The organism is Pontibacillus yanchengensis (genome assembly GCF_009856295.1).
GTDB lineage: Bacteria > Bacillota > Bacilli > Bacillales > BH030062 > Pontibacillus > Pontibacillus yanchengensis_A.
Window position 1 is genome coordinate 79,892 of the sequence record NZ_WMEU01000005.1, and the last position, 19,231, is coordinate 99,122.

At 37.7% G+C, this 19,231-nt stretch carries 16 protein-coding genes; 8 read left to right on the forward strand and 8 right to left on the reverse strand.

Annotated elements, in window-relative coordinates:
• Nucleotides 1-11: 11 nt before the first annotated feature.
• Together GLW08_RS15125 and GLW08_RS15130 are read left to right on the forward strand one after the other, a co-directional pair.
• Nucleotides 12-872, forward strand: a complete 861-nt coding sequence (locus tag GLW08_RS15125) for an amidohydrolase family protein (RefSeq protein ID WP_160849489.1) — start codon at nt 12-14, stop codon at nt 870-872.
• Between the two features lie 219 nt (nt 873-1,091).
• On the forward strand, nt 1,092-3,287 hold the full coding sequence (locus GLW08_RS15130) for an ATP-dependent helicase (RefSeq protein WP_160849490.1): 2,196 nt from the start codon (nt 1,092-1,094) through the stop codon (nt 3,285-3,287).
• Nucleotides 3,288-3,421: 134 nt separating this feature from the next.
• Here GLW08_RS15130 and GLW08_RS15135 read toward each other — a convergent pair whose 3' ends face one another.
• The gene (locus tag GLW08_RS15135; RefSeq protein WP_160849491.1) at nt 3,422-4,591 is read right to left on the reverse strand and encodes a DUF4317 domain-containing protein; all 1,170 of its coding nucleotides are present in this window, start codon (nt 4,589-4,591) and stop codon (nt 3,422-3,424) included.
• A 325-nt stretch (nt 4,592-4,916) separates the two neighbouring features.
• On the opposite strand from GLW08_RS15135, the gene GLW08_RS15140 reads away from it, so the two are divergent.
• On the forward strand, nt 4,917-5,744 hold the full coding sequence (locus GLW08_RS15140) for a formate/nitrite transporter family protein (protein ID WP_160849492.1): 828 nt from the start codon (nt 4,917-4,919) through the stop codon (nt 5,742-5,744).
• 176 nt (nt 5,745-5,920) lie between these two features.
• Here the strand turns inward: GLW08_RS15140 and GLW08_RS21675 are convergent, their stop codons facing one another.
• Nucleotides 5,921-6,094 carry a hypothetical protein gene (locus GLW08_RS21675; RefSeq protein ID WP_202406362.1) on the reverse strand — a complete coding sequence of 58 codons (174 nt, stop codon included), beginning with the start codon at nt 6,092-6,094 and terminating at the stop codon, nt 5,921-5,923.
• Between the two features lie 197 nt (nt 6,095-6,291).
• On the opposite strand from GLW08_RS21675, the gene GLW08_RS15145 reads away from it, so the two are divergent.
• The 3 genes from GLW08_RS15145 to GLW08_RS15155 are packed head-to-tail and all read left to right on the forward strand — an operon-like array spanning nt 6,292 to nt 7,706.
• Entirely contained in the window at nt 6,292-6,726 is a 435-nt protein-coding gene (locus tag GLW08_RS15145) for a MarR family winged helix-turn-helix transcriptional regulator (RefSeq protein WP_237458467.1), read from the forward strand.
• Between the two features lie 24 nt (nt 6,727-6,750).
• On the forward strand, nt 6,751-7,386 hold the full coding sequence (locus GLW08_RS15150) for a nitroreductase family protein (protein WP_160849493.1): 636 nt from the start codon (nt 6,751-6,753) through the stop codon (nt 7,384-7,386).
• A gap of 23 nt (nt 7,387-7,409) precedes the next feature.
• On the forward strand, nt 7,410-7,706 hold the full coding sequence (locus GLW08_RS15155; RefSeq protein WP_160849494.1) for a putative quinol monooxygenase: 297 nt from the start codon (nt 7,410-7,412) through the stop codon (nt 7,704-7,706).
• A 307-nt stretch (nt 7,707-8,013) separates the two neighbouring features.
• Here GLW08_RS15155 and GLW08_RS15160 read toward each other — a convergent pair whose 3' ends face one another.
• The 3 genes from GLW08_RS15160 to GLW08_RS15170 are packed head-to-tail and all read right to left on the reverse strand — an operon-like array spanning nt 8,014 to nt 11,761.
• Entirely contained in the window at nt 8,014-9,183 is a 1,170-nt protein-coding gene (locus GLW08_RS15160) for a Ger(x)C family spore germination protein (protein WP_160849495.1), read from the reverse strand.
• Complete coding sequence (locus tag GLW08_RS15165; RefSeq protein ID WP_160849496.1) at nt 9,180-10,685, reverse strand: spore germination protein; 1,506 nt, start codon at nt 10,683-10,685, stop codon at nt 9,180-9,182. The genes GLW08_RS15160 and GLW08_RS15165 overlap by 4 nt, the downstream gene beginning before the upstream one ends.
• Nucleotides 10,682-11,761 (reverse strand): endospore germination permease, encoded by a 1,080-nt coding sequence (locus GLW08_RS15170; RefSeq protein ID WP_160849497.1) that lies wholly within the window; start codon nt 11,759-11,761, stop codon nt 10,682-10,684. Before GLW08_RS15170 ends, GLW08_RS15165 begins: the two co-directional genes overlap by 4 nt.
• Nucleotides 11,762-12,225: 464 nt before the next feature.
• Here GLW08_RS15170 and GLW08_RS15175 point away from each other — a divergent pair, with 464 nt between their 5' ends.
• Nucleotides 12,226-13,182 carry a calcium/sodium antiporter gene (locus GLW08_RS15175; protein ID WP_160849498.1) on the forward strand — a complete coding sequence of 319 codons (957 nt, stop codon included), beginning with the start codon at nt 12,226-12,228 and terminating at the stop codon, nt 13,180-13,182.
• Between the two features lie 328 nt (nt 13,183-13,510).
• Here GLW08_RS15175 and GLW08_RS15180 read toward each other — a convergent pair whose 3' ends face one another.
• The 3 genes from GLW08_RS15180 to GLW08_RS15190 all read right to left on the reverse strand — a co-directional run bounded on the left by GLW08_RS15180 (nt 13,511) and on the right by GLW08_RS15190 (nt 18,319).
• On the reverse strand, nt 13,511-15,928 hold the full coding sequence (locus GLW08_RS15180) for an EAL domain-containing protein (RefSeq protein ID WP_160849499.1): 2,418 nt from the start codon (nt 15,926-15,928) through the stop codon (nt 13,511-13,513).
• 410 nt (nt 15,929-16,338) lie between these two features.
• Nucleotides 16,339-17,034: an iron-sulfur cluster repair di-iron protein gene (gene ric / locus GLW08_RS15185; RefSeq protein ID WP_160849500.1), complete on the reverse strand. Its 696-nt coding sequence runs from the start codon at nt 17,032-17,034 to the stop codon at nt 16,339-16,341.
• Nucleotides 17,035-17,203: 169 nt separating this feature from the next.
• Nucleotides 17,204-18,319 carry a TIGR04053 family radical SAM/SPASM domain-containing protein gene (locus GLW08_RS15190; protein WP_160849501.1) on the reverse strand — a complete coding sequence of 372 codons (1,116 nt, stop codon included), beginning with the start codon at nt 18,317-18,319 and terminating at the stop codon, nt 17,204-17,206.
• A gap of 131 nt (nt 18,320-18,450) precedes the next feature.
• Between GLW08_RS15190 and GLW08_RS15195 the strand changes: the two genes are divergently transcribed.
• The gene (locus GLW08_RS15195; protein ID WP_160849502.1) at nt 18,451-19,167 is read left to right on the forward strand and encodes a YwiC-like family protein; all 717 of its coding nucleotides are present in this window, start codon (nt 18,451-18,453) and stop codon (nt 19,165-19,167) included.
• Nucleotides 19,168-19,231: the final 64 nt, after the last annotated feature.

Consider the following 19,231-nt stretch of genomic DNA (forward strand, 5'->3'; position numbering starts at 1 on the left):
GAGGATGTTTTTTGAGAATCATTGATGCACATATTCATTTTTCGTCTATTGATAGTTTTGAATACACCGCCAATCACCTATCACTAGTAGATTATTCTGGTGAAGGGCTGCAACAGGAAATGGAAGATAGTGGTATTGAAATGGCAATTGGTATGGGGGTGACGGAAACTCCTCGAATGGGGTTTCCGGACCACCACGCCACATCTCCTATGGGGCTTGATTTAGAGCATGACTTGCCACCGGGTGTAATGATGTGTCCAGGCATCAACCCGTATCATTTGCATCAATCAGGGCTTGATAAGCTTGAAAAAGACCTGCAACAAGAAGAAGTTGTGGGAATCAAAATTTATTTAGGATATTATCCTTACTATGCATATGACGCAGTCTATCAGCCTGTTTACGACCTGGCAGCTGCTTACAATGTCCCGGTTGTCTTTCATACAGGAGATACATATTCGGAGCGTGGGTTACTAAAATATGCACATCCTCTCACGTTAGATGAGGTTGCTGTAGCAAGAAGAGATGTGAACTTTATGATGGCTCACCTGGGAGATCCATGGGTGCTGACGGGAGCAGAAGTGGTGTATAAGAATCCTAATATGTTTGCGGATTTATCGGGATGGGTGGTTGGCACGGATAAGACGCTAGAAGAGAAGATTCATAGTAATTACTTCGATCACGTGCGACATGCCCTTACCTTCTGTGGTCATTATGAAAAATTGCTTTTTGGATCGGATTGGCCTCTCGTTCCGATTAAAGGGTATGCTGATTTCATCGCTCATTTTATCCCTTCCAAACACGTGGAGCAGGTTTTTTATGAGAATGCAGTTAATCTTTTTCCGAAATTAAAAAAGGCAAAGAGTTCAATATGATGTGAGACGCAGGGACAGGTCCCTCGTCTCACTCTTCCGAACATGAAACGAGGAACCTGTCCCCCCATCTCACTAAAAAAAGCAGGTAGAATCCTAGCTTAATAGAATATATAATGAAAAAAGAATAAGAATGAGAACAAATAGATGGTAGAACGGATTTTAAATCCGCTACCATCTATTTTTCTGATGAAAGTTTTCTTTTGGAAGGAGGACAGCCCTATGGACTTCTTTGAACGAATGGAAGAAAAAACGGGCGTCTGTTTGAATGATGTTCAGAAACAGGCGGTAGTGCATACAGAAGGGCCGTTGCTCCTGTTGGCTTCTCCTGGCTCAGGGAAGACAACGACGCTTAATATGAAAATCGGCTATCTACTGTTAGAGAAAAAAGTGAGAGCGGATCAAATTATGGCAGTCACGTTTAGTAAAGCTTCCGCACAAGATATGTCAGATCGATTTGATTCCTTCTTTTCTGGGTTAACGGAAGATAAAGTTTATTTCTCAACGATTCATAGTTTTGCCTTTAAAGTTGTCCGTGAGTGGTTAAGGAAGAATAGACAAGATTTTTTAATCATTGAAGGAAACATTAGCGAGGAAGAATTGAAAAAAGGCTTTAATGGACCGGATATTCCACTTCATAAGCATTTTATCTTGAAGAAGTTGTTTGAAGATACGAATGGAGCGCAAATTTCTGATGATGACATGGACGAGCTGATGACATATATAAGCTATGTGAAGAACAGAATGATTAGTGGAAAGGGCCTCGAAAAAGTTCAAGTTAACGTGAAGAACGCGGCTTCCATCTTTCATTCTTATGAACAGTTTAAGAACCACCATGAAGACAGAATCCTGCTCGATTTTGATGATATGCTCACTTATTGTTATCACATTTTACTAGAAGATGAGGAAATCTTATCGAAATACCAGCGGCAGTTTGAATATATTTTGACCGATGAGAGTCAGGATAACTCGGTAGTCCAACATAAAATTGTTGAGTTATTAGCAAAACCTCATAATAATCTCTGTGTAGTGGCGGATGATGATCAGTCGATTTTTATGTGGCGAGGTTCTGATGTGAAGAACCTTTTACAGTTTGAGAAAACATTTGCCAATGCTACCGTCATGACGATGTCCCAAAACTATCGGTCTTCACAAGAAATAGTTAACACGTCTAATCAGTTCATCAAACGTAATCAAAATCGCTATCCTAAAGAAATGTTCACTGAGAACCCGTCAGCTAATTCGGTGCAAATTAAATCGATGCGTAGCTATGAGGATCAGCTAAAGTATGTCACGGAAGAAATCAAACGAAGTGGGTGGGACGAGGAGATTGCTGTCTTGTACCGAAACAATTCTTCGGCAGTGCCATTAGTAGACAAGCTCGATAAAGCTGGAATCCCTTTCTATATGAAGGATATCGATGCTAAATTCTTTAAGCACTGGATAGTCGAGGATATGCTGAACTTTATGCGTTTTTCCTACAATGATCGCCGGGTCGATATTCTAGAGAGGATTCATACGAAATTCAATGCGTATATATCCAAGCAGCAAATTGCCTTTTTAAAAAAGAAACCCACTCATACATCTGTTTTTGATACGTTGCTAGATAGCGAACTTCCTTCCTATCAGCAGAAATATATTACGAAAGCAAAGCAGCAGTTCAAAAATATTAACCAGATGGAGCCAGCCAAGGCGATTCGTACGATTCGTGAAAAGCTTGGTTACGACCGTGCTATAACGAATATGTGTGAAAAGTATGGGTTCAACGCTGAACATCTTTTCGGCATCCTTGATACTCTAGAGGAAATCGCAGAGGGACTTGGTTCCCTTAAAGGCTTTGCAGATCGCTTAAAAGAACTTGAAAAACTAATTCAGACATCAAAATATAATAAGAGTAAAAGCAAACTTACGCTCACCACTTTCCACAGCGCCAAAGGATTAGAGTTCGATAGAGTATATATGACGGATCTCGTTGATGGCGTAGTTCCCTCTAAAGATGATATGGACCGCTACCGTAATAAAGAGTATGGGCCTATGGAAGAAGCGACTCGCTTATTCTATGTTGGCATGACGAGAGCTAGGAATCATCTAGAACTCTTGAGCTACAACTATAAAGGCAATGAGCGTGTTACAGAATCAATATTTGTGCAGAACGTTCGAAAAATCGTCCAGCCTAAGAGTGCTAACGCTTCTGTAAAAGGTACACCCCATAGTTCAGATGCAAGCTTGATGCAAATGGATGATATGGACATTGGTGAAGAGGTTGTGCATAAAAAATTTGGTATAGGTGCTATCAAGGTATTTAATGGAGAACTGATTGGCATTGAGTTTGAAGAAGCTGGTTATAAAGAACTGAATGTAGGTATTTGTGTAGAGAATGGTTTGTTATGGAAGTCTGATAAGGTGACAGAAGGTTAACATGTACAAAAGAGCGCTACCCCTAAAGTGGGAGAGCGCTCTTTTTATGTAGGATTAAAGGTGCTTCACGCAACAACCACAAACCACCCCATATCCTATGGGGAGCAGTTTGTATGTCGCTAAACTTTCTTATGTCACTCATCCCCAAAAGCTTCTGGTAACATCTTAAACCCATCAATCTCGGCATCTTCATCCACTTCAATCATAATACAGCGTTTCCCTTTGTAGTTGACTTGTTTTACGAACTGCAAGTCTTGTGGGCTTATCGAGATGTTGGCTACTTTTGTGTTGATTTTTATTGATTTGGAATTGTATTTAGGGACAATGTTGCTTGCTTTTAGTTCGTAAGATTCATTGTCAGTAACGGTTTGAAAAGCACTTTTCACTTTTTCCGAATCGACAGTCTCACCGCTTTCCGTTAAGACACGCTCCACATCTCTATAGCCAAGTGTGGGAGCTTCATCTTCTTCATTTTCTTCGACGACACGGTTGATTTCTCCATAGACATTGGCAAGGGTTGAAGGATTGAGCTCATCTCCTACTACACCTCTAATAACTTCCTCAAATACCGCTTTGTCCTCTTTCGCTGTCATCGGTTCTTCACCGTTTAATACTTCTTCGATGAAATGTGGGTCAGGTTCATGTGCTTTACCTGCTGCGTAAAGAATGTGATTCACATCTGCAGTATGATTTGTGAAGGTAGGAAAAAGAAAGCCTCCCATTGGGGTGTTCAGGTCAATGACCGGATCCACATCGATGTTGTACTTGAACTCTTTCTCTACATAATCAAAAAGCCATTCTTTTTTAGGTTCCTGCGTTTTATTAACGCTACAAAGAATAAAGGGATGGGAATAAACGGTGTCTCGTTCACTTTCCTCTGCTTCTTCGTTCCTACGTTTCGTTGGCTTTAAATATTCGGCTCGGATGAAGGTGATAACAACATCCTTTTCATAAGGCTGGTCCTGGATCATTTTTTCGGTCATGTGAAGCATTTGTTGCTTCCAATCCTCGACATCGCTGCTTAGAAGCCCTTTATGTAAAATAAGTTGTGTGTGGTTTTCGGCTTCACGTTGAAATTTTAGTTCAAATAGTTTCTCATCTAATTGACCAGTCAGAACCTTTTTAAAATTATTCATAAATAGCTCTTGTTGATCTCTGTCGAGCATTTCAAAGGGCTGACTTTGATGGTGAAAAATCTCAGTCGTTTCTTTCATAATATATACATTAAAGATGTCAGATATCTTCATTAAATCATGGTCCACTTTCATTTGCTTGCGAATGCCGGCAATATCTTTTTTGTCCATCAATCGTCCACTCCTATGCTGCTTAGGTTAATATATTCGCTTCATGATTCTTTTATTTTAACATATGGTCGAATCTATCTTAGAGGATTATGGTCCACATTATATCTATTAATTGAAATTAGTAGAAAAGGGCTCTTTCTAAAGGAAAGGAGCTATATAATGTTTTTTAAAGCATGAAATGGTAGATAAATCAATCTGAAATTTCCGGGGTAACGCTTTCAAATTCTATATATGGACATTTTGTTACATTCATTGCTTGTAGAAACATATAGAGCTACACTTAAATGTGAAATGTTTCACAATATTAAAATGGGCGGTGGTCCGATTGGAACAAGAAGCAATCAATAAAGTGATACATGCGGCCAAGCGAAAAAAGATTATGTTGGATGAAACACCTCAACAATATATAGTGCGTGCGGCATTAGCCGGAGTCTATATAGGTTTTGCGGTGGTGTTGTCTTTTACATTGGCTCAGCCATTTTTTGAGCAGCATGCGGCATCGACTTATTTCATAAATGCCATATTCTTTGGAGTTGCCTTTTGCTTGATTGTGTATGGTGACTCTGAACTATTTACCTCGAACACACTATATATGACAGTTTCTTCTCTTACTAAAGAGACGAGTTGGTTCGATACGTTAAAAGTGTGGACCTATTGTTATGCTGGAAATGTAATTGGGTTACTATTTTTTGCAGGAATGATTTATTTTACTGGTCTCTTTCAATCCATTGTTCCTGAGGACTCATTCCTCATCAGTATTGCTGAAAAAAAGATGAACCTACCAACCTCCATGTTGTTTACACGCGCCATTTTAGCGAATTGGCTCGTTTGCTTAGCTATTTGGATTCCTTTGCATGTGAAAGATGATGTTTCTAAAATTATGCTGATGATATTAATTGTATTTACCTTCTTTATTTCTGGCTATGAGCACAGCATTGCTAATATTGGATTGTTCTCTATAGCACTGTCCTCCCCACATACAGCAATGGTTAGTATGGAGGGATTTGTTCATAATATTGTTCCGGTTACCTTAGGAAATGTCGTTGGTGGGGGCTTTTTCGTTGGTGCGACATACGTCTATTTAAATACCAAAAAATCAGTTGTATTTCAGCTCGATAAAGTTCACGCTTTTGAAGAGAAAAAACATTTATAATCTAAGCAAGTAAAAGGTGGTGGCTCTTGCATGTCTAGATCCAGTGCCTTTCTTTATCGAGTACCTGTCAAAGACTGAGGCGACAATCTCAAGGGTGACGGGTATTTTTATGATATGCACACTTTTTTAATCATAAATAAAGGATTCCCCTATAAAAGAGAAATCCCGTTATATGTTTAGTTGTTCTGCTCTGGCTGTTGAGATTTGCGGGCTTTTTTTGCTTTTTCTTTGTGGGCTTTATTAGCAGCTGCACTTCCGAATTCTTCACCAAACTCTGTATCTGCTTTCTTCGGATCGAAGCCTTTTTTATGTTTTTGCTCTGCGTCGTTTTTCTTCGTTTTCTTTGCCATATGAATACCTCCTTGTTATCTGTTTTAGTATGGGAAGTGGTTAAATATTTTATTCTGAAGAAGCGATTGGCAATAAAGGCTTCTATATGGTTTCTCTCCATTTCAAAATCAAATCTTTGACTTATATATCTAAGCGTATTATATTAGTTGATGGGTCAAAAATTGATGCATCAATTAATTGACAAGGAGGGAATTCATTGACTAATTCCTATCAAGAACAACAGAAGATTATTCTTCAACTAAATGATATTTATAAGCAAATGAGCCCTAAGTTTGAGCGCTGTACTGGTATTAGTCAGTCTCGATTAGAGCTTTTGCATAAGTTGATGGAAGTAGACGAAATCAATCAGACCGCGCTAAAGCAACAGGTTCATATAGATAGTGCCGCTGTGACAAGGCACTTGAAGCAACTCGAAGAAAAAGGGATTGTTTCCCGTCGGAAAAGCTCTGAAGATAACCGGATTACGTTTGTTAAGTTAACAGGTGAAGGCCGGAAGAAGATCGAGTGGTATTGCAAGGAAAAAGAAGATTTTATTTCTAAAGTCTTTGACGGATTCACGGAAGAAGAACGTACGGTTTTGACCGAGTTATTAAGCAAAGTTCAATACAATGTAAATAAGATAGAAAACTAATATTCATAAAAAGGGGAATGCAACATGACACAAGCTACAGTAAACGATTTTAATCACATCATCACGGGTCGTCGTTCGATTCGGAACTATGACCCTTCCGTAAAAATAAGTAGGGAAGAAATGGAAGAAATTCTAAGCGAGGCAACACTTGCTCCATCTTCAGTAAATTTACAGCCATGGCGTTTCGTAGTTATTGATAGCGAAGAAGGGAAAGAGACGCTTAAACCATTAGCGATGTTTAACCAGACACAAGTAGAAACGTCCGCTGCCATGGTGGCAGTTTTTGTTGATATGAACAGTACAGAATATCTAGAAACAATCTACAACCAAGCAGTTGATGAGGGTAAAATGCCTGCTGAAGTAAGGGACCGTCAAGTACCTGCCATTCAAGGTCTGATTGAGCAATTAACAGAAGAGCAGTACCGTGAAATGAATGTCATTGACGCTGGTTTGGTGTCTATGCAATTTATGCTAGCAGCTCGTGCACATGGTTATGATACCAACCCAATTGGTGGTTTCGAGAAGGACAAAATCGCAGAAGCCCTCGATTTGGATAAAGAACGTTACCACCCTATTATGTTACTTTCTATTGGAAAAGCAGCAGAAGACGGTTATGAATCCGTACGCTTACCAGTTGATACGGTTACAGAGTGGAAATAAACCATTAGAAAAGAGGAATGACAATGATCATCACGCATGCACATTTTCAAATCGATCCAACAAAAGAACAAGAATTCTTAGAAGAAATTCGTTCCCTTATTGAGAAATCAAGAGTAGAAGAGGGGAATATATCGTATAATCTTATGAAAGATATCGAAAAGGAAAACACGTACACGATGGTCGAAGTGTGGGAAGACCAAGAATCTGTTGAGCGACATGGTAACAGCAGTCATTTTACAGCTTTTGTTGAAAAAGCTCCGCAGTTCTTAACAGCGCCACTTCAAATTGAATCGTATGAAGGACAGAAGTTGGAAAGATAAAATAAATTAGGAAAGGCATTTGAAATAATTTTGGGTACCTTTTCTATGCTCCATCATAAGAAAAGCAGGAAGCCTAGGGAGCTCCTGCTTTTTTGATGTATAGCGTACTATAAACGCTGCGTCACCCATGTACTGTGAGCAGCAGTTTGTACATCGCTAAGCGGGCGCCCCGAGCTTCTGTTCCACGTAAAGCAAGTATGAAATGTTAGCGGTGAAGAAGATCAACGTAGCTTTGGAGGAGTAACTAGAAAAGGTACATACTGTAGGTTCTTCTCGTATAAGAAAGAACAAATGGACTGCTTCGACATTAGTCCATTTGTTCTTTAAATTTGGTTCGTCCTAGCTTCACTTTACCACCTGTTTGAATCGTTACTTCTACATTGAGTGACTCAATTGTGTTTTCTGTAAGCCAATCTTGTTCACCCAGATTTTGTTCTTTAAATTCTTTTGGAAACTTTTTAAATAGTTTATACCCTAGATGGTAAATGTCTGCTTGCTTCTCTACAGCTTTCATATAAGTAGAACGAATCTCACCTTCAATGGCTTTTTCTGCTTTCTCTTTGACCTTTTCAACGGGTATATTTTTAGGATTCTCAATTATCATTCCTGTAAGAGTAACCTTTATTGTAAAGTGTGGGATGCCACCGTTTAGCTCAGGTGTAATGTCAACTTTAGGATCATTAGCTACAAATGAAAGATATGGAGATCCATCTGTTTTCAAAAAAACAGTTGATCTCTGAGTGGATGGTTGCATCCATCGGATTCCCTTCATTTCATCAAGTGTAAAGGTGCCCTTTAATGAGTTAAAATCCATAACTGCTAACCCAGACCATTCCTGTATTGGATGAGGATTGCTATCTCTTTGCCATTGAATTGTATTTAAATCAATGATAGGGAAGACCACCATATTTCCTGGTTCATACTTCTCAATTAAAAATTCCCGTATTGTTTTTGGTCTTACAAAAGAAAATTGTTTATAAACATTTAAAGGGTTATTTTCCTTAGAGTAATATGGGGATAAATCTAAAATAGGCTTTCCCTGAAACAATTCTGCGAGATCGGTTGTAGTACCATACATCCAGGTGGCACTACGTGTTTCAGCATATCTGTTTAATACATCCATCACATCTTCCACCAATCCCTTTTTCTCAAGGGCCTTGGTGGAAAAGATGATATGTTCAATGTGGGACCATGATACACGGTGTTGGGACGTAAAATAAATATTATCACTCGCGCTATCAAATGAATCCCCAATTCCATGCCCAATAAATACAGGAGCTTCTTCTGAGTCACCACCCCCGCCTTCCGTTTTACCGATATTATGAAGGGGGAGTGTTTTGATATACACATGCATTTGATCATCTTTGAAATCTATGCCTAAAGCTGTAATATAGATATCATGTTCTAATTCTTTGAGATCCCAGCAACCTGAAAGAAGCATGACAATACATAAACAAGGAAGAATCAATCGTTTCATTTTTTCTTCCTCCCTTGTCTTGTTTTATCTGGTGTTTTCAACATTTTTGGTCGATTCTGAACAACATCTCTTGGGTTCCATAATGCTTGAGGAATCTCTTTAGGTCGTGTTGGTGATAACGGGGCTAGATATGGAACACCAAAAGAACGTAAATTCGCAAGATAACCAATGACGGCAAATATACATAGGAAAAAACCGAACATTCCAAGGAAAGAGGTAATCAATAGGATAATGAGTCGTAATATTCCTACCAGACTAGTAAGAGACTGGTTGATTAATGTGAATGTGGAAACAAGTGCTACAGCATTCACAACAAGTATGCCAGGCGCAGTAAAGCCTGCAGCAATGGCTGCCTGGCCGATAATGATTCCCCCTACAACGGATAATATCTGTCCTACAGCCATGGGTAATCTGACCCCAGCTTCTCGAAAAATTTCAAAAAGTAATAGCATGAAAAAACATTCTAATGGAGCAGGTAAAGGGACCCCTTCCCTTGAAAGAGCAGCTGTTGCTAATAAAGTAAATGGAAGCTGGTCTGGATGATAACTAAGAAGGGCAATCCAGAAGGCAGGTAAAAATAAGGCGAAATATAAGGCCATATAACGTAATAAACGCTCAAAAGCAACAAAAATGGAAGAAACCTCATTATCTTCTGCTGTTTTTAATACAAATAATAAGTTAACAGGAGCTATCAACGCCGTAGGAGCACCATCCATGAGAATAGCAAAGCGACCATGCAGCAGGCTATCCACCACAAAGTCAGGTCGGCCGGTGTATACAAATAATGGAAAAAGTGGTTTCTTTGTATCAACAATCAATTCTTCTAGCTGAAGATTACTTACTAACCCATCCACCTTTAACTTTTCTAGTCGAGACTTGGCTTCTTCTACTGTTTCACTATTCGTGACATCTTCTAAGTATAGTAACATCACTTTCGTTTTGGTTCGTTCTCCAATCTCGTATTTAATCATCTTTAATGTCTTACTCGGGATACGTTTACGTACAAGAGCCATGTTCACACTAACTTCTTCAACAAAACCTTCTCGTGAACCTCGAATGGATATTTCGGTTTTAGGTTCTTCTACCTGTCTTTTGGGATGGCAGACTACTTGCACTTCCCAAATGGAGGAACGTTCTTCATGAAGTACTATGACATGACCTGTGAAAACTGCTGTTAGGATTTGCTCGGTATAGACCTTCTTGTGAAGTGAAAGTGAGTTTTCACGAAAAATGTAATTAAGTTCCTTTTCAAGTTCATTATGATTATTTTGTATGGTTTGTAAAGGTTTTAAAATTTGATCGAAAAGTTGTTCCTCATTATATAATTCGTCACACATAATCGCTGTGAAAACGCCTGCTTGAGTCGCGATATCATAAAATTTCACATCTGCGCAGCCATCAAATAATTCCCTCATGGCTTCCACAGTAAGGGTGGCGATTTGTTGATTAGAGGATTGATGGGATGATTCCGATTTTCTTTTCTGTTTTCGGCGAAATCTCATATCTTTTGCCTCCTATTTACCCAGGTTACGACGGCTACAAAAATAAAAAAGTAGATGCTCATACATATAATCATTACAGGCAGAAATAGCTCTTTTATGAAGGTATAGAAGTCAATATCCGAGATTGGAAGTAAGAGAGATAGTACTAATCCAATAAGAATAGCGAGGTGAACTTTGGATTTTGTTTTTGCCTTCTTAATTGCAAAAAGTTCAGGAATTAATATAATCATTAAGGCAATCCGAACAACAGCACCTGATAACCATTGATAAATGGTTAAATAGTCCACATGACTAATATAATTTCCGATTGTTACAACCCTCCATTGTTCATAAGCTGGATATCGTAATTGAGAATTAATTTCTGGACCGAACAAAGCGATTCCACCTGTTATAGGAGCCAGCAATAAATTAGTTAGTAACAATCCTATAATGAGATACTTCCAATAAGACGCTTTTTGTTTTAGCTTATCTTGAAGGAAGAACAGAATAATTAAGTCTACACTTCCAGACAAACTGTAAAAAAAGCTTTTCAAAATAGGATCCCATCCGTTAATAAAGGGCGGGAATAAGAGACTATAATTTTTGTTAGGCATATTAGAAAATGACACAAACAAGCCTAATATGACTACTACAGGTAAGAGTATCCCACTAATAATTGTTATGGATTGAATGCCCCCTTTAAGAAATAATCCAATAACCAAAATGGAGCTAATGCTTAAGACCAATTCAGGTGTATTAGGAAGGTAAGAAACATTCGTCCAAGTAATCGTATCAAAAAAGGTGATATATGCTTGTAATAGAAAGTAAATGATAATCGGTAGTAACAGGAACTTGGATCCTATTTTCCCAAAACAAACCTCAAAATATGAAACAATGGATTTATTTTTTGTTTTCACTTGAATGAAGTAAATGATGGAAAGAAAGATTGTAATAGGAATGAGGCTCATTAAAGCCCCAATCCAAGCCCCCCGGCCACCTTCATTAATAATAGCACTCAAGATCACATGATTATAAAAGCCAGTACTCATCATAATCAGAAAAACTAACTGTAGAAAGGAAATGGGTTCGTTTCGCATAGACAGAATCCTTTTCTCCTTATTGTCTATAAAATAACTTTGTTTATTCATGAAAATATAATTGAATGGGATAGACGCTTAAAGGCCTACATAATATTGTGTATTTCACCCATAGCTATTATCGAAGTACTCCAAGAACGATATTCGGATAAAGCTTCTAAAGTATTATAAAAAAAAGCTCCCAAACACTCAGTTAAGAATGTAGGGAGCTTTCCTAGTAATCCAGAAAACTTTAAAATCCATTGCATGTGTGTAACTGCCACGTCCAGCCCTAGTGCTCCGCGACTAGTGTGTAACCTATTCTAGGTAATACGATTGTACTTGTCATCTCAGTTTGTGATAATTGGAAAAGAAAGAGAATAGATTAAAAAGATGATTAAGGCACTATGCATGAATAAGTAGGCATTTTTAATTTAATAAATTAGTGAATATTAGTATAAAGATTATTAGAAAGAGGTTCAAAAATGGTTTATATCTTTTTGGTTGTGGGCTTTGTATTACTAATAAAAGGTGCAAATTTATTTGTTGATGGATCTTCCAATATTGCACGCTCCTTTCAAGTTTCTCCATTGTTAATAGGTTTGACAATAGTAGCATTTGGAACAAGTTCTCCTGAAGCAACAGTAAGTATAATTGCCGCATTGGAAGAAAATGCTGGAGTTGCTCTTGGGAATGTCGTGGGCAGCAATATTTTAAATATCACTTTAGTAGTGGGAGTGGCTGCTTTCATTTATCCCTTGAAAGTAGAAAGTGAAACCATTAGGAAAGAAATACCTTTTACATTGTTAGCAAGCGTTGCTTTGCTGATTTTAATTAGTGATGTGTTACTTCAAACGGTTTCCGAAAACCTTCTTACAAGAGGCGACGGCTTTATCATCATGTTATTTTTCATGATTTTCTTATACTATATCTTTGAAGTGGCAAGGAATAGTAGGGAAAAGGTAAAATCGGAGACCAAGGTTAAGGATTCGAGTTCATGGAAAAAGAACATTATTTATACAATAGGTGGCCTTGTTGGAATCATTTTTGGTGGGGAGTTAGTTGTGAAAAATGCCACTGAAATTGCGTTTTCCTTTGGTATGAGTGAAACGTTAATTGGGCTAACAATTGTAGCAATTGGTACGTCGTTACCAGAATTAATAACATCTATTACTGCTGCATTAAAGAAAGAAAGTGAAATAGCTTTAGGGAATATAGTGGGGAGTAATATATTTAACATTTTATTTGTACTAGGCGTTACTGCTGTCATTCACCCACTTGCTGTTAATGGTAAGATTATTATTGATATTATAATTATGATTTTATTAACCGGAACATTGCTGCTCTTTTCAAGAACAAATTATAAAATTGGAAAGTTTGAAGGTATGTTTCTAGTTATTGTATATATTATTTACATGATTTTCATCATTATAAGGAATTAATTCAAAGGTAGGATATATTATATAGTCTACACTGGAATCCCGCTGCTTCAATCTAATAATTAAAAAGACCGCAAAGTATACAAAGTTAAAAAAACTCTATATTTTGCGGTTTTTTTTACAAGTAAAGAAAGTACAAGGTTTTAGCTCTTACATATCTAGCTCCAGCGCACAGCAACTAGTATGCTTCCTTCGCCACCGTGCGATAAGTTAACATCGAATCACACATGGAAGTTCGATTAAAATCGCTACATCACGTAGCAACATCGACCAACCCACATCCGTGGGCAGCAGTTTGTACATCGCTAACCGGGCGCTTGCGCTTTTGTTCTCACATACTCATCAATTGGGCATTCCAATGTGCTAAGAGAGAGTCAGGTGGAACGGGTTTGCTAAAATAGAAGCCTTGTACTTCTTCACATTGTAATTGATGGAGAAGAGCTAGTTGTGCTTGTGTTTCAACTCCCTCTGCTGTTACTCTAATATTTAAATTTTTGGCAACGGTTAGAATCGATTGAACGATAGCTTTGTGGTCTTTATTATCTGGTAAATATTGAATAAAGGAACGGTCAATTTTGATACGGTCTAATGGGAACATAGATAGGTAACTCAGGGAGGTGTATCCAGTTCCAAAGTCATCCATGGAAATTTGAATACCGTATTGTTTTAAGATTTGTATCTTTTCTATCGTAGATTCTGTATTTTCAATGGCTAGTGATTCTGTGATTTCTAAATCTAACTTTAACGGAGACATACCTGTTTCCTCTAACACTTGGATGATATTATCTGTGAAATCTGGGTGAAGAAACTGTTTTGGTGAGATGTTGATGGATAGATGGAAATTAATGTATGATTGTTGCTCCCAAACTTTATATTGATAACATGCTTCTTTTAATACCCAATTGCCTAGTTGAATAATTAAATCACTTTCTTCAGCGAGAGGGATGAATTCTCCAGGGCTAATCATTCCTTTTTCAGGATGTTTCCATCGAACAAGTGTCTCAACCCCTTCGATTTGATTGTGAGCTAGTCCATACTTAGGTTGAAAATGAAGGAGCAATTGATTTTCTTCGATTGCCTTTTTTAGGTCCTCGAACAGAACGATCTTGGAAACATTCTTTTCTGCGAAGGATGGAGAATATTCCATATAGCTATCTCGTCCGTCCCTTTTCACCTCATACATAGCCATATCCGCATGTCGAATAAGTGTATTAAAATCTTTGCCGTCTTTAGGATAAAAAGAAACACCTATACTTAAGGAAATTTCTTTATAATATTCTCCAAGGATAAAAATGTCTTTCATACTATCTTGAATGGAAGTTATCTCGTTTCTGACCTCTTCATGATTTTCAATAGAAGGGATGCAGATTAAGAATTCATCTCCACCTAATCGTGCAATAAAACCGCGCTCACCAATCGCTTCCTGCATTCTCTTTGCTACTAATTGTAATAGGTGATCGCCGTACGTATGCCCAAGGTGGTCATTGATATCTTTAAACAGATCAACGTCAATGACTATGGTCGCTAATTGTTCCCCATCCTTTTCAATAAGACTTTCCATCTCATTTTTGATCCTTCTGCGATTTAATAATCCCGTTAGCTCATCATGATAAGCTAAGTACTCAATTTGTTCTTGGGCTTGTTTTTCTGCTGTGATGTCTTGTGCAATACCATATACACCTGTAATCTTGTTATCTACTTTTATAGTAAAGGCGGTAATATCCAGATTCACAATGGTATGGTCTTTGGTAAGGATAGCCGTTTCAAAATTGGCTGTATTGCCTTGTTTTACGTTTTCGTATTTTTCTAAGACGTAAGGGATTTCTTCTGGCACAATAAGGTCTTTGATTTTACGTTTATATAATTCTTCTAAGCTATACCCTGTAAGAGGAACGGCGGAAGGATTAAATGCAGTGAAATTCCCTTTTAGGTCCAAGGTGTAAATAGCGTCAGGATTATAGTCAAAAAGGGAACGATAATGTTGTTCTTGTACTTTTAGTTCTGTATGTTTTTCTTTTAATTTTTCCTGCTGATGGGTAAATTGATCTTCGATATAAGTGATGGTAATTAAAAATAAAAGTAATACACTACTTGCTTCAATTGTATTCATAAGAAAACTATTATGAAGGAATAAACCATCTATAAAGCAGTAGACGACTGAGCAGATGGCTATGCTAATCATAGCAAATAATGAAATATTTTTTATTAATGACACCTCTCGGCCAAGCAATGATTGGTCCATCTGTATATGCTCAAATATCCTTATGGTTGTATAAATGGTCCCAATTAATAAAAGGAGAGAGTAAAAACTATTGTCTTTTTTTAGTATGAGTGTAGGGGTATGAGAGAGTGTTATATAATACGTAAATACTAATATAAAAGAACTTACCACAACGCTCAATATTAAATGGATATGTACATTTCGTTTTTGTAAATGGTCTGCATTTATTTTTTTCTTACCGAAGAAGCCCATGATTAAAAATGTTATAAAAAATAGGGTTAGGGAATAAAGGCAGTGGAGTAAAAATGGAAGAATATTTCCTAAGGATAACTCAATCACTCCCTGAATTACTAGAGCCATCGTAGGGATGATAGTTATCGTGAAGCCACATAAACTAGCTAGAATGAAAGAAAGGGAGATTTCATTAAATCTTTCTTTCCATTTGCTACGGGTTACAAACATGATTAGATTTATAAGACTAACGGTTATTATGGATCCTAGTAGTAAATAAACGAGTTGGTTACCCATGTTTTGTTCTCTCCCATATGTCCTAAGAGGATGATAGTACTTAAGGACTATTATCACATATGGAGGAAAACATTGCGAATATTTTACAAAAATAATATGCAAAGATTTTGTACTACAAAAGAAGAATGTCGAGTTTCCTTACGACAGCCTTCCTTTTTATTTGTGCATTTAGATGAAAGCTTACATCTTTTAAGAATGATAGTATAAGTCCAACTAGACCTTTATCTGCACTAAAGGCTTGCCACTCGGCAAGCCTTCTTTAATAGGAAAGAAAGTATAAAATTTTGGCCCGCAGATGTCTAAGGACGTTCGATTAATACCGCTGCGTCACGCAGCAACATCGAACCAACCTATATCGTGTAGGCCGCAGCCCATACGTCACTAAACGGGCGCTTGCGCTTTTCTTCCCCTCACACTCGGGAGAAAAGTATATTATTTTCTAAATGTATATGTTCATGCAAGTCAGTCTCAATGGCTTCAAGTCGTTGATAAACGAGACGATAAGTGCCACAGGCTCCTTGGGGAGGAGTGTAATCATTGGTAGCCTCGCGTAATTTTTTTAATAGGTTTCCAGCAGTATAATGTTCATTTTCTAATTCTTGTACTATTTTCATAACGTTCCTACGAGTTTCTTCTGTTGGATTTTGCTCATGTTCTAATAATAAAGGAAAGTCATGTGTTTCTTCTTTGATGGTATGTTGTTCAAGTTCTGTCTTTAAGCGATGAAATAGCGTGTGAACAGTAGATAAGTGAGGGTTAGAGGTGCCATGCACACGCAACACTTTTGTTACATAAGGGCTTAGTTGTGGCAATTCTTCATTTAAGTATCGATGATGTTTGGCAATAATATGATCAATCAGTTCTTGAGAGGAAGCATTGAGCCAATCAATTTCTGCATCCTGTAATGCTTTTGATTCACTGTAAAGGGTATTTAAATCAGTTAATACTTGCTCTGGAGACAATTCTCTTTCTTCAATAGCTTCAATTAGTGGACGATTTCCGCCACAACAAAAATCGATACGATACGATTTGAACAAATCACTAGCTTTAGGGAATTTCGTTACAATATCACCTACGATGGATTCTTTCGTGAACGTTTGTTGCATCCTAATCCCTCCATTTAAAAAGAATTTAACTCTATATTTAGAATAGCAAGATGGATGTAAATAAAACGTGATATATATCACATTAAACAACTTGTTTTATGACAACTTTGTGTATGTTGGTTACTTTTTTAGAAGTAAAAAAAGGTTCTGGCGCCCCGAGCTTTTGTTCTTAGCCTTTGGTCTTTCGCATGCTTTTGGGGATATACACACAAGCTGGTTCACTCTCTAAGTAGTCTCCAGTAAGTGCATAGGCCCTTGACCTAGAACCGCCACATACATAACGGTATTCGCATACACCACATTTACCTTTATATTCATCTGGGTTTCGTAAACTCTTGAAGACAGGGGAGTGGCGGTATATGTCAGCTAAAGATTCTGTTCGAACATTACCTGCTTTAACTGGTAATAGGCCGCTTGGGTAAACATCCCCAATATGAGAGATAAACACAAATCCATTTCCGTCATTTACACCTCTAGGGGCACGTCCAAGCCCATCAAATTGCCCCGTCTTCCCAGCATGCAAAGCATCTACATATTGAATTTCAGTTTGTTTATCTTTATTTTTTCTCATCTTATCCATAATGACTACTCGGCGGTAATGTTGAGCGGCTGTTGTTTTAATGTCGAAGGATACGTTTCCTTGTAAGTCGTTTAACCAACGGAAGACTTTTTCATGTTCAGCCGGTGAAATCATATCGCTGTCTTTCCCTCTTCCAGTTGGTACAAGGAAGAACACACTCCAAAGCACACACCCTAATGTCTGGATCAAGTCTGCCATTTCGTCTAACACGTCCACATTATAGCGTGAAATGACAGTGTTAATTTGTAAGGGCAAGGATAATTCATGTATATACTCAATCGCGTTCATCGTTAGGTCGAATGATCCAGAAGTACCTCTGAAGTGATCGTGTATTTTTGCATTGGGGCCATCCAAGCTAAAAGCCCAACGAGCAAGACCGACATCTTTGGCTTTCTTAATTGCTTCTTTGGTTACATTTGGTGTTGCACTCGGTGTCATGGATACCCGAACACCTTTTTGAACAGCATAAGAGGCAATATCATAGACATCAGGCCTCATGAGAGGGTCACCACCGGTGAACACAAGCATAGGGTTGTCCATTTCATAAATGGAATCTATTAATTGTTTTCCTTCTTCAAAAGTCAATTCAAGTGGATGGCGGGTGTATTGAGCTTCCGCTCGGCAGTGAAGACAATGTAACTCACACGCTCTTGTTAGTTCCCATATGACAATAAAGGGATTCTTATTAAAGTCTCGATCGATCATATACATACCCCCTAATTTTAGTTACTTCTATCATAAAAATAGAAAGAACATATGTATGTGAAATTTATCACATTCATTCTATTTTTCGTTCATTATAATAAAGGTACCTAGATAGAAAAGAGGGGATTGCAATGAAACCATTACTACCAAAGCAACATGGAGCATGGGCTATGCTACTTGTACCATTTCTATTAGGAATAACCTCAAGCGCATTTACTAGTACACATGTCCCGTTGTTCCTAGGATGGTTATTTCTTTATTTATCAACTTATCCATTGTTGATGCTAGTGAAGGGGAAAAAGAAGAAGGAGTACTATAAATGGTCAGGTATATATGTCGGCTTCACTTTACTTTTTCTAGCTATTGTTTTGTTGAATGAGTGGGAAATGCTCTATTTTGGACTTATGATGATTCCTTTGTTCTTTGTGATTTTGTATTTTGCTAAAAGGAAGAAAGAGCGGGCTTTTCTCAATGATGTAACAGCTATAATTGTTTTTTGTATAGGAGGATTGGCAAGTTATTACCTTGGAGCTGGTAGCTTAGATAAGCAGGGGTGGATGATTGCTATACTATGCTTTCTGTTTTTTCTAGGCAGCACATTCTTTGTTAAAACGATGATAAGAGAAAAGAAAAATGTAGCCTTCCGTTGGTATTCTTGGAGTTATCATGCATTGCTTCTCATACTTGTCGTTTTGTTTACGCAATCTTTGCTATTCATGATTGCATTTATTCCAAGTGTGATACGGGCATTTACGCTTTATGGGAAAAAACTCACCATTATGCAGTTAGGTGTTGCGGAAATTGTCAATTCAGTGTGCTTCTTGGTTACAATCATTATCTTGGTGTAGGTGGATAGTTAAAGAAGGGGTGTTTTATAACAAGATTAGAAATATAAAAGGGAGGGGAATGATC

What these genes read in the sequence shown, in the direction of transcription:
- GLW08_RS15170 (WP_160849497.1), bottom strand. Translation starts at nt 11,761, where the DNA reads ATGCGAAACGAACCCATTTCCTTTCTACAGTTAGTTTTTCTGATTATG.
- GLW08_RS15150 (WP_160849493.1), top strand. Translation starts at nt 6,751, where the DNA reads ATGACACAAGCTACAGTAAACGATTTTAATCACATCATCACGGGTCGT.
- GLW08_RS15160 (WP_160849495.1), bottom strand. Translation starts at nt 9,183, where the DNA reads ATGAAACGATTGATTCTTCCTTGTTTATGTATTGTCATGCTTCTTTCA.
- GLW08_RS15175 (WP_160849498.1), top strand. Translation starts at nt 12,226, where the DNA reads ATGGTTTATATCTTTTTGGTTGTGGGCTTTGTATTACTAATAAAAGGT.
- ric (WP_160849500.1), bottom strand. Translation starts at nt 17,034, where the DNA reads ATGCAACAAACGTTCACGAAAGAATCCATCGTAGGTGATATTGTAACG.
- GLW08_RS15190 (WP_160849501.1), bottom strand. Translation starts at nt 18,319, where the DNA reads ATGATCGATCGAGACTTTAATAAGAATCCCTTTATTGTCATATGGGAA.
- GLW08_RS15180 (WP_160849499.1), bottom strand. Translation starts at nt 15,928, where the DNA reads ATGGGTAACCAACTCGTTTATTTACTACTAGGATCCATAATAACCGTT.
- GLW08_RS15130 (WP_160849490.1), top strand. Translation starts at nt 1,092, where the DNA reads ATGGACTTCTTTGAACGAATGGAAGAAAAAACGGGCGTCTGTTTGAAT.
- GLW08_RS21675 (WP_202406362.1), bottom strand. Translation starts at nt 6,094, where the DNA reads ATGGCAAAGAAAACGAAGAAAAACGACGCAGAGCAAAAACATAAAAAA.
- GLW08_RS15195 (WP_160849502.1), top strand. Translation starts at nt 18,451, where the DNA reads ATGAAACCATTACTACCAAAGCAACATGGAGCATGGGCTATGCTACTT.
- GLW08_RS15155 (WP_160849494.1), top strand. Translation starts at nt 7,410, where the DNA reads ATGATCATCACGCATGCACATTTTCAAATCGATCCAACAAAAGAACAA.
- GLW08_RS15135 (WP_160849491.1), bottom strand. Translation starts at nt 4,591, where the DNA reads ATGGACAAAAAAGATATTGCCGGCATTCGCAAGCAAATGAAAGTGGAC.
- GLW08_RS15165 (WP_160849496.1), bottom strand. Translation starts at nt 10,685, where the DNA reads ATGAGATTTCGCCGAAAACAGAAAAGAAAATCGGAATCATCCCATCAA.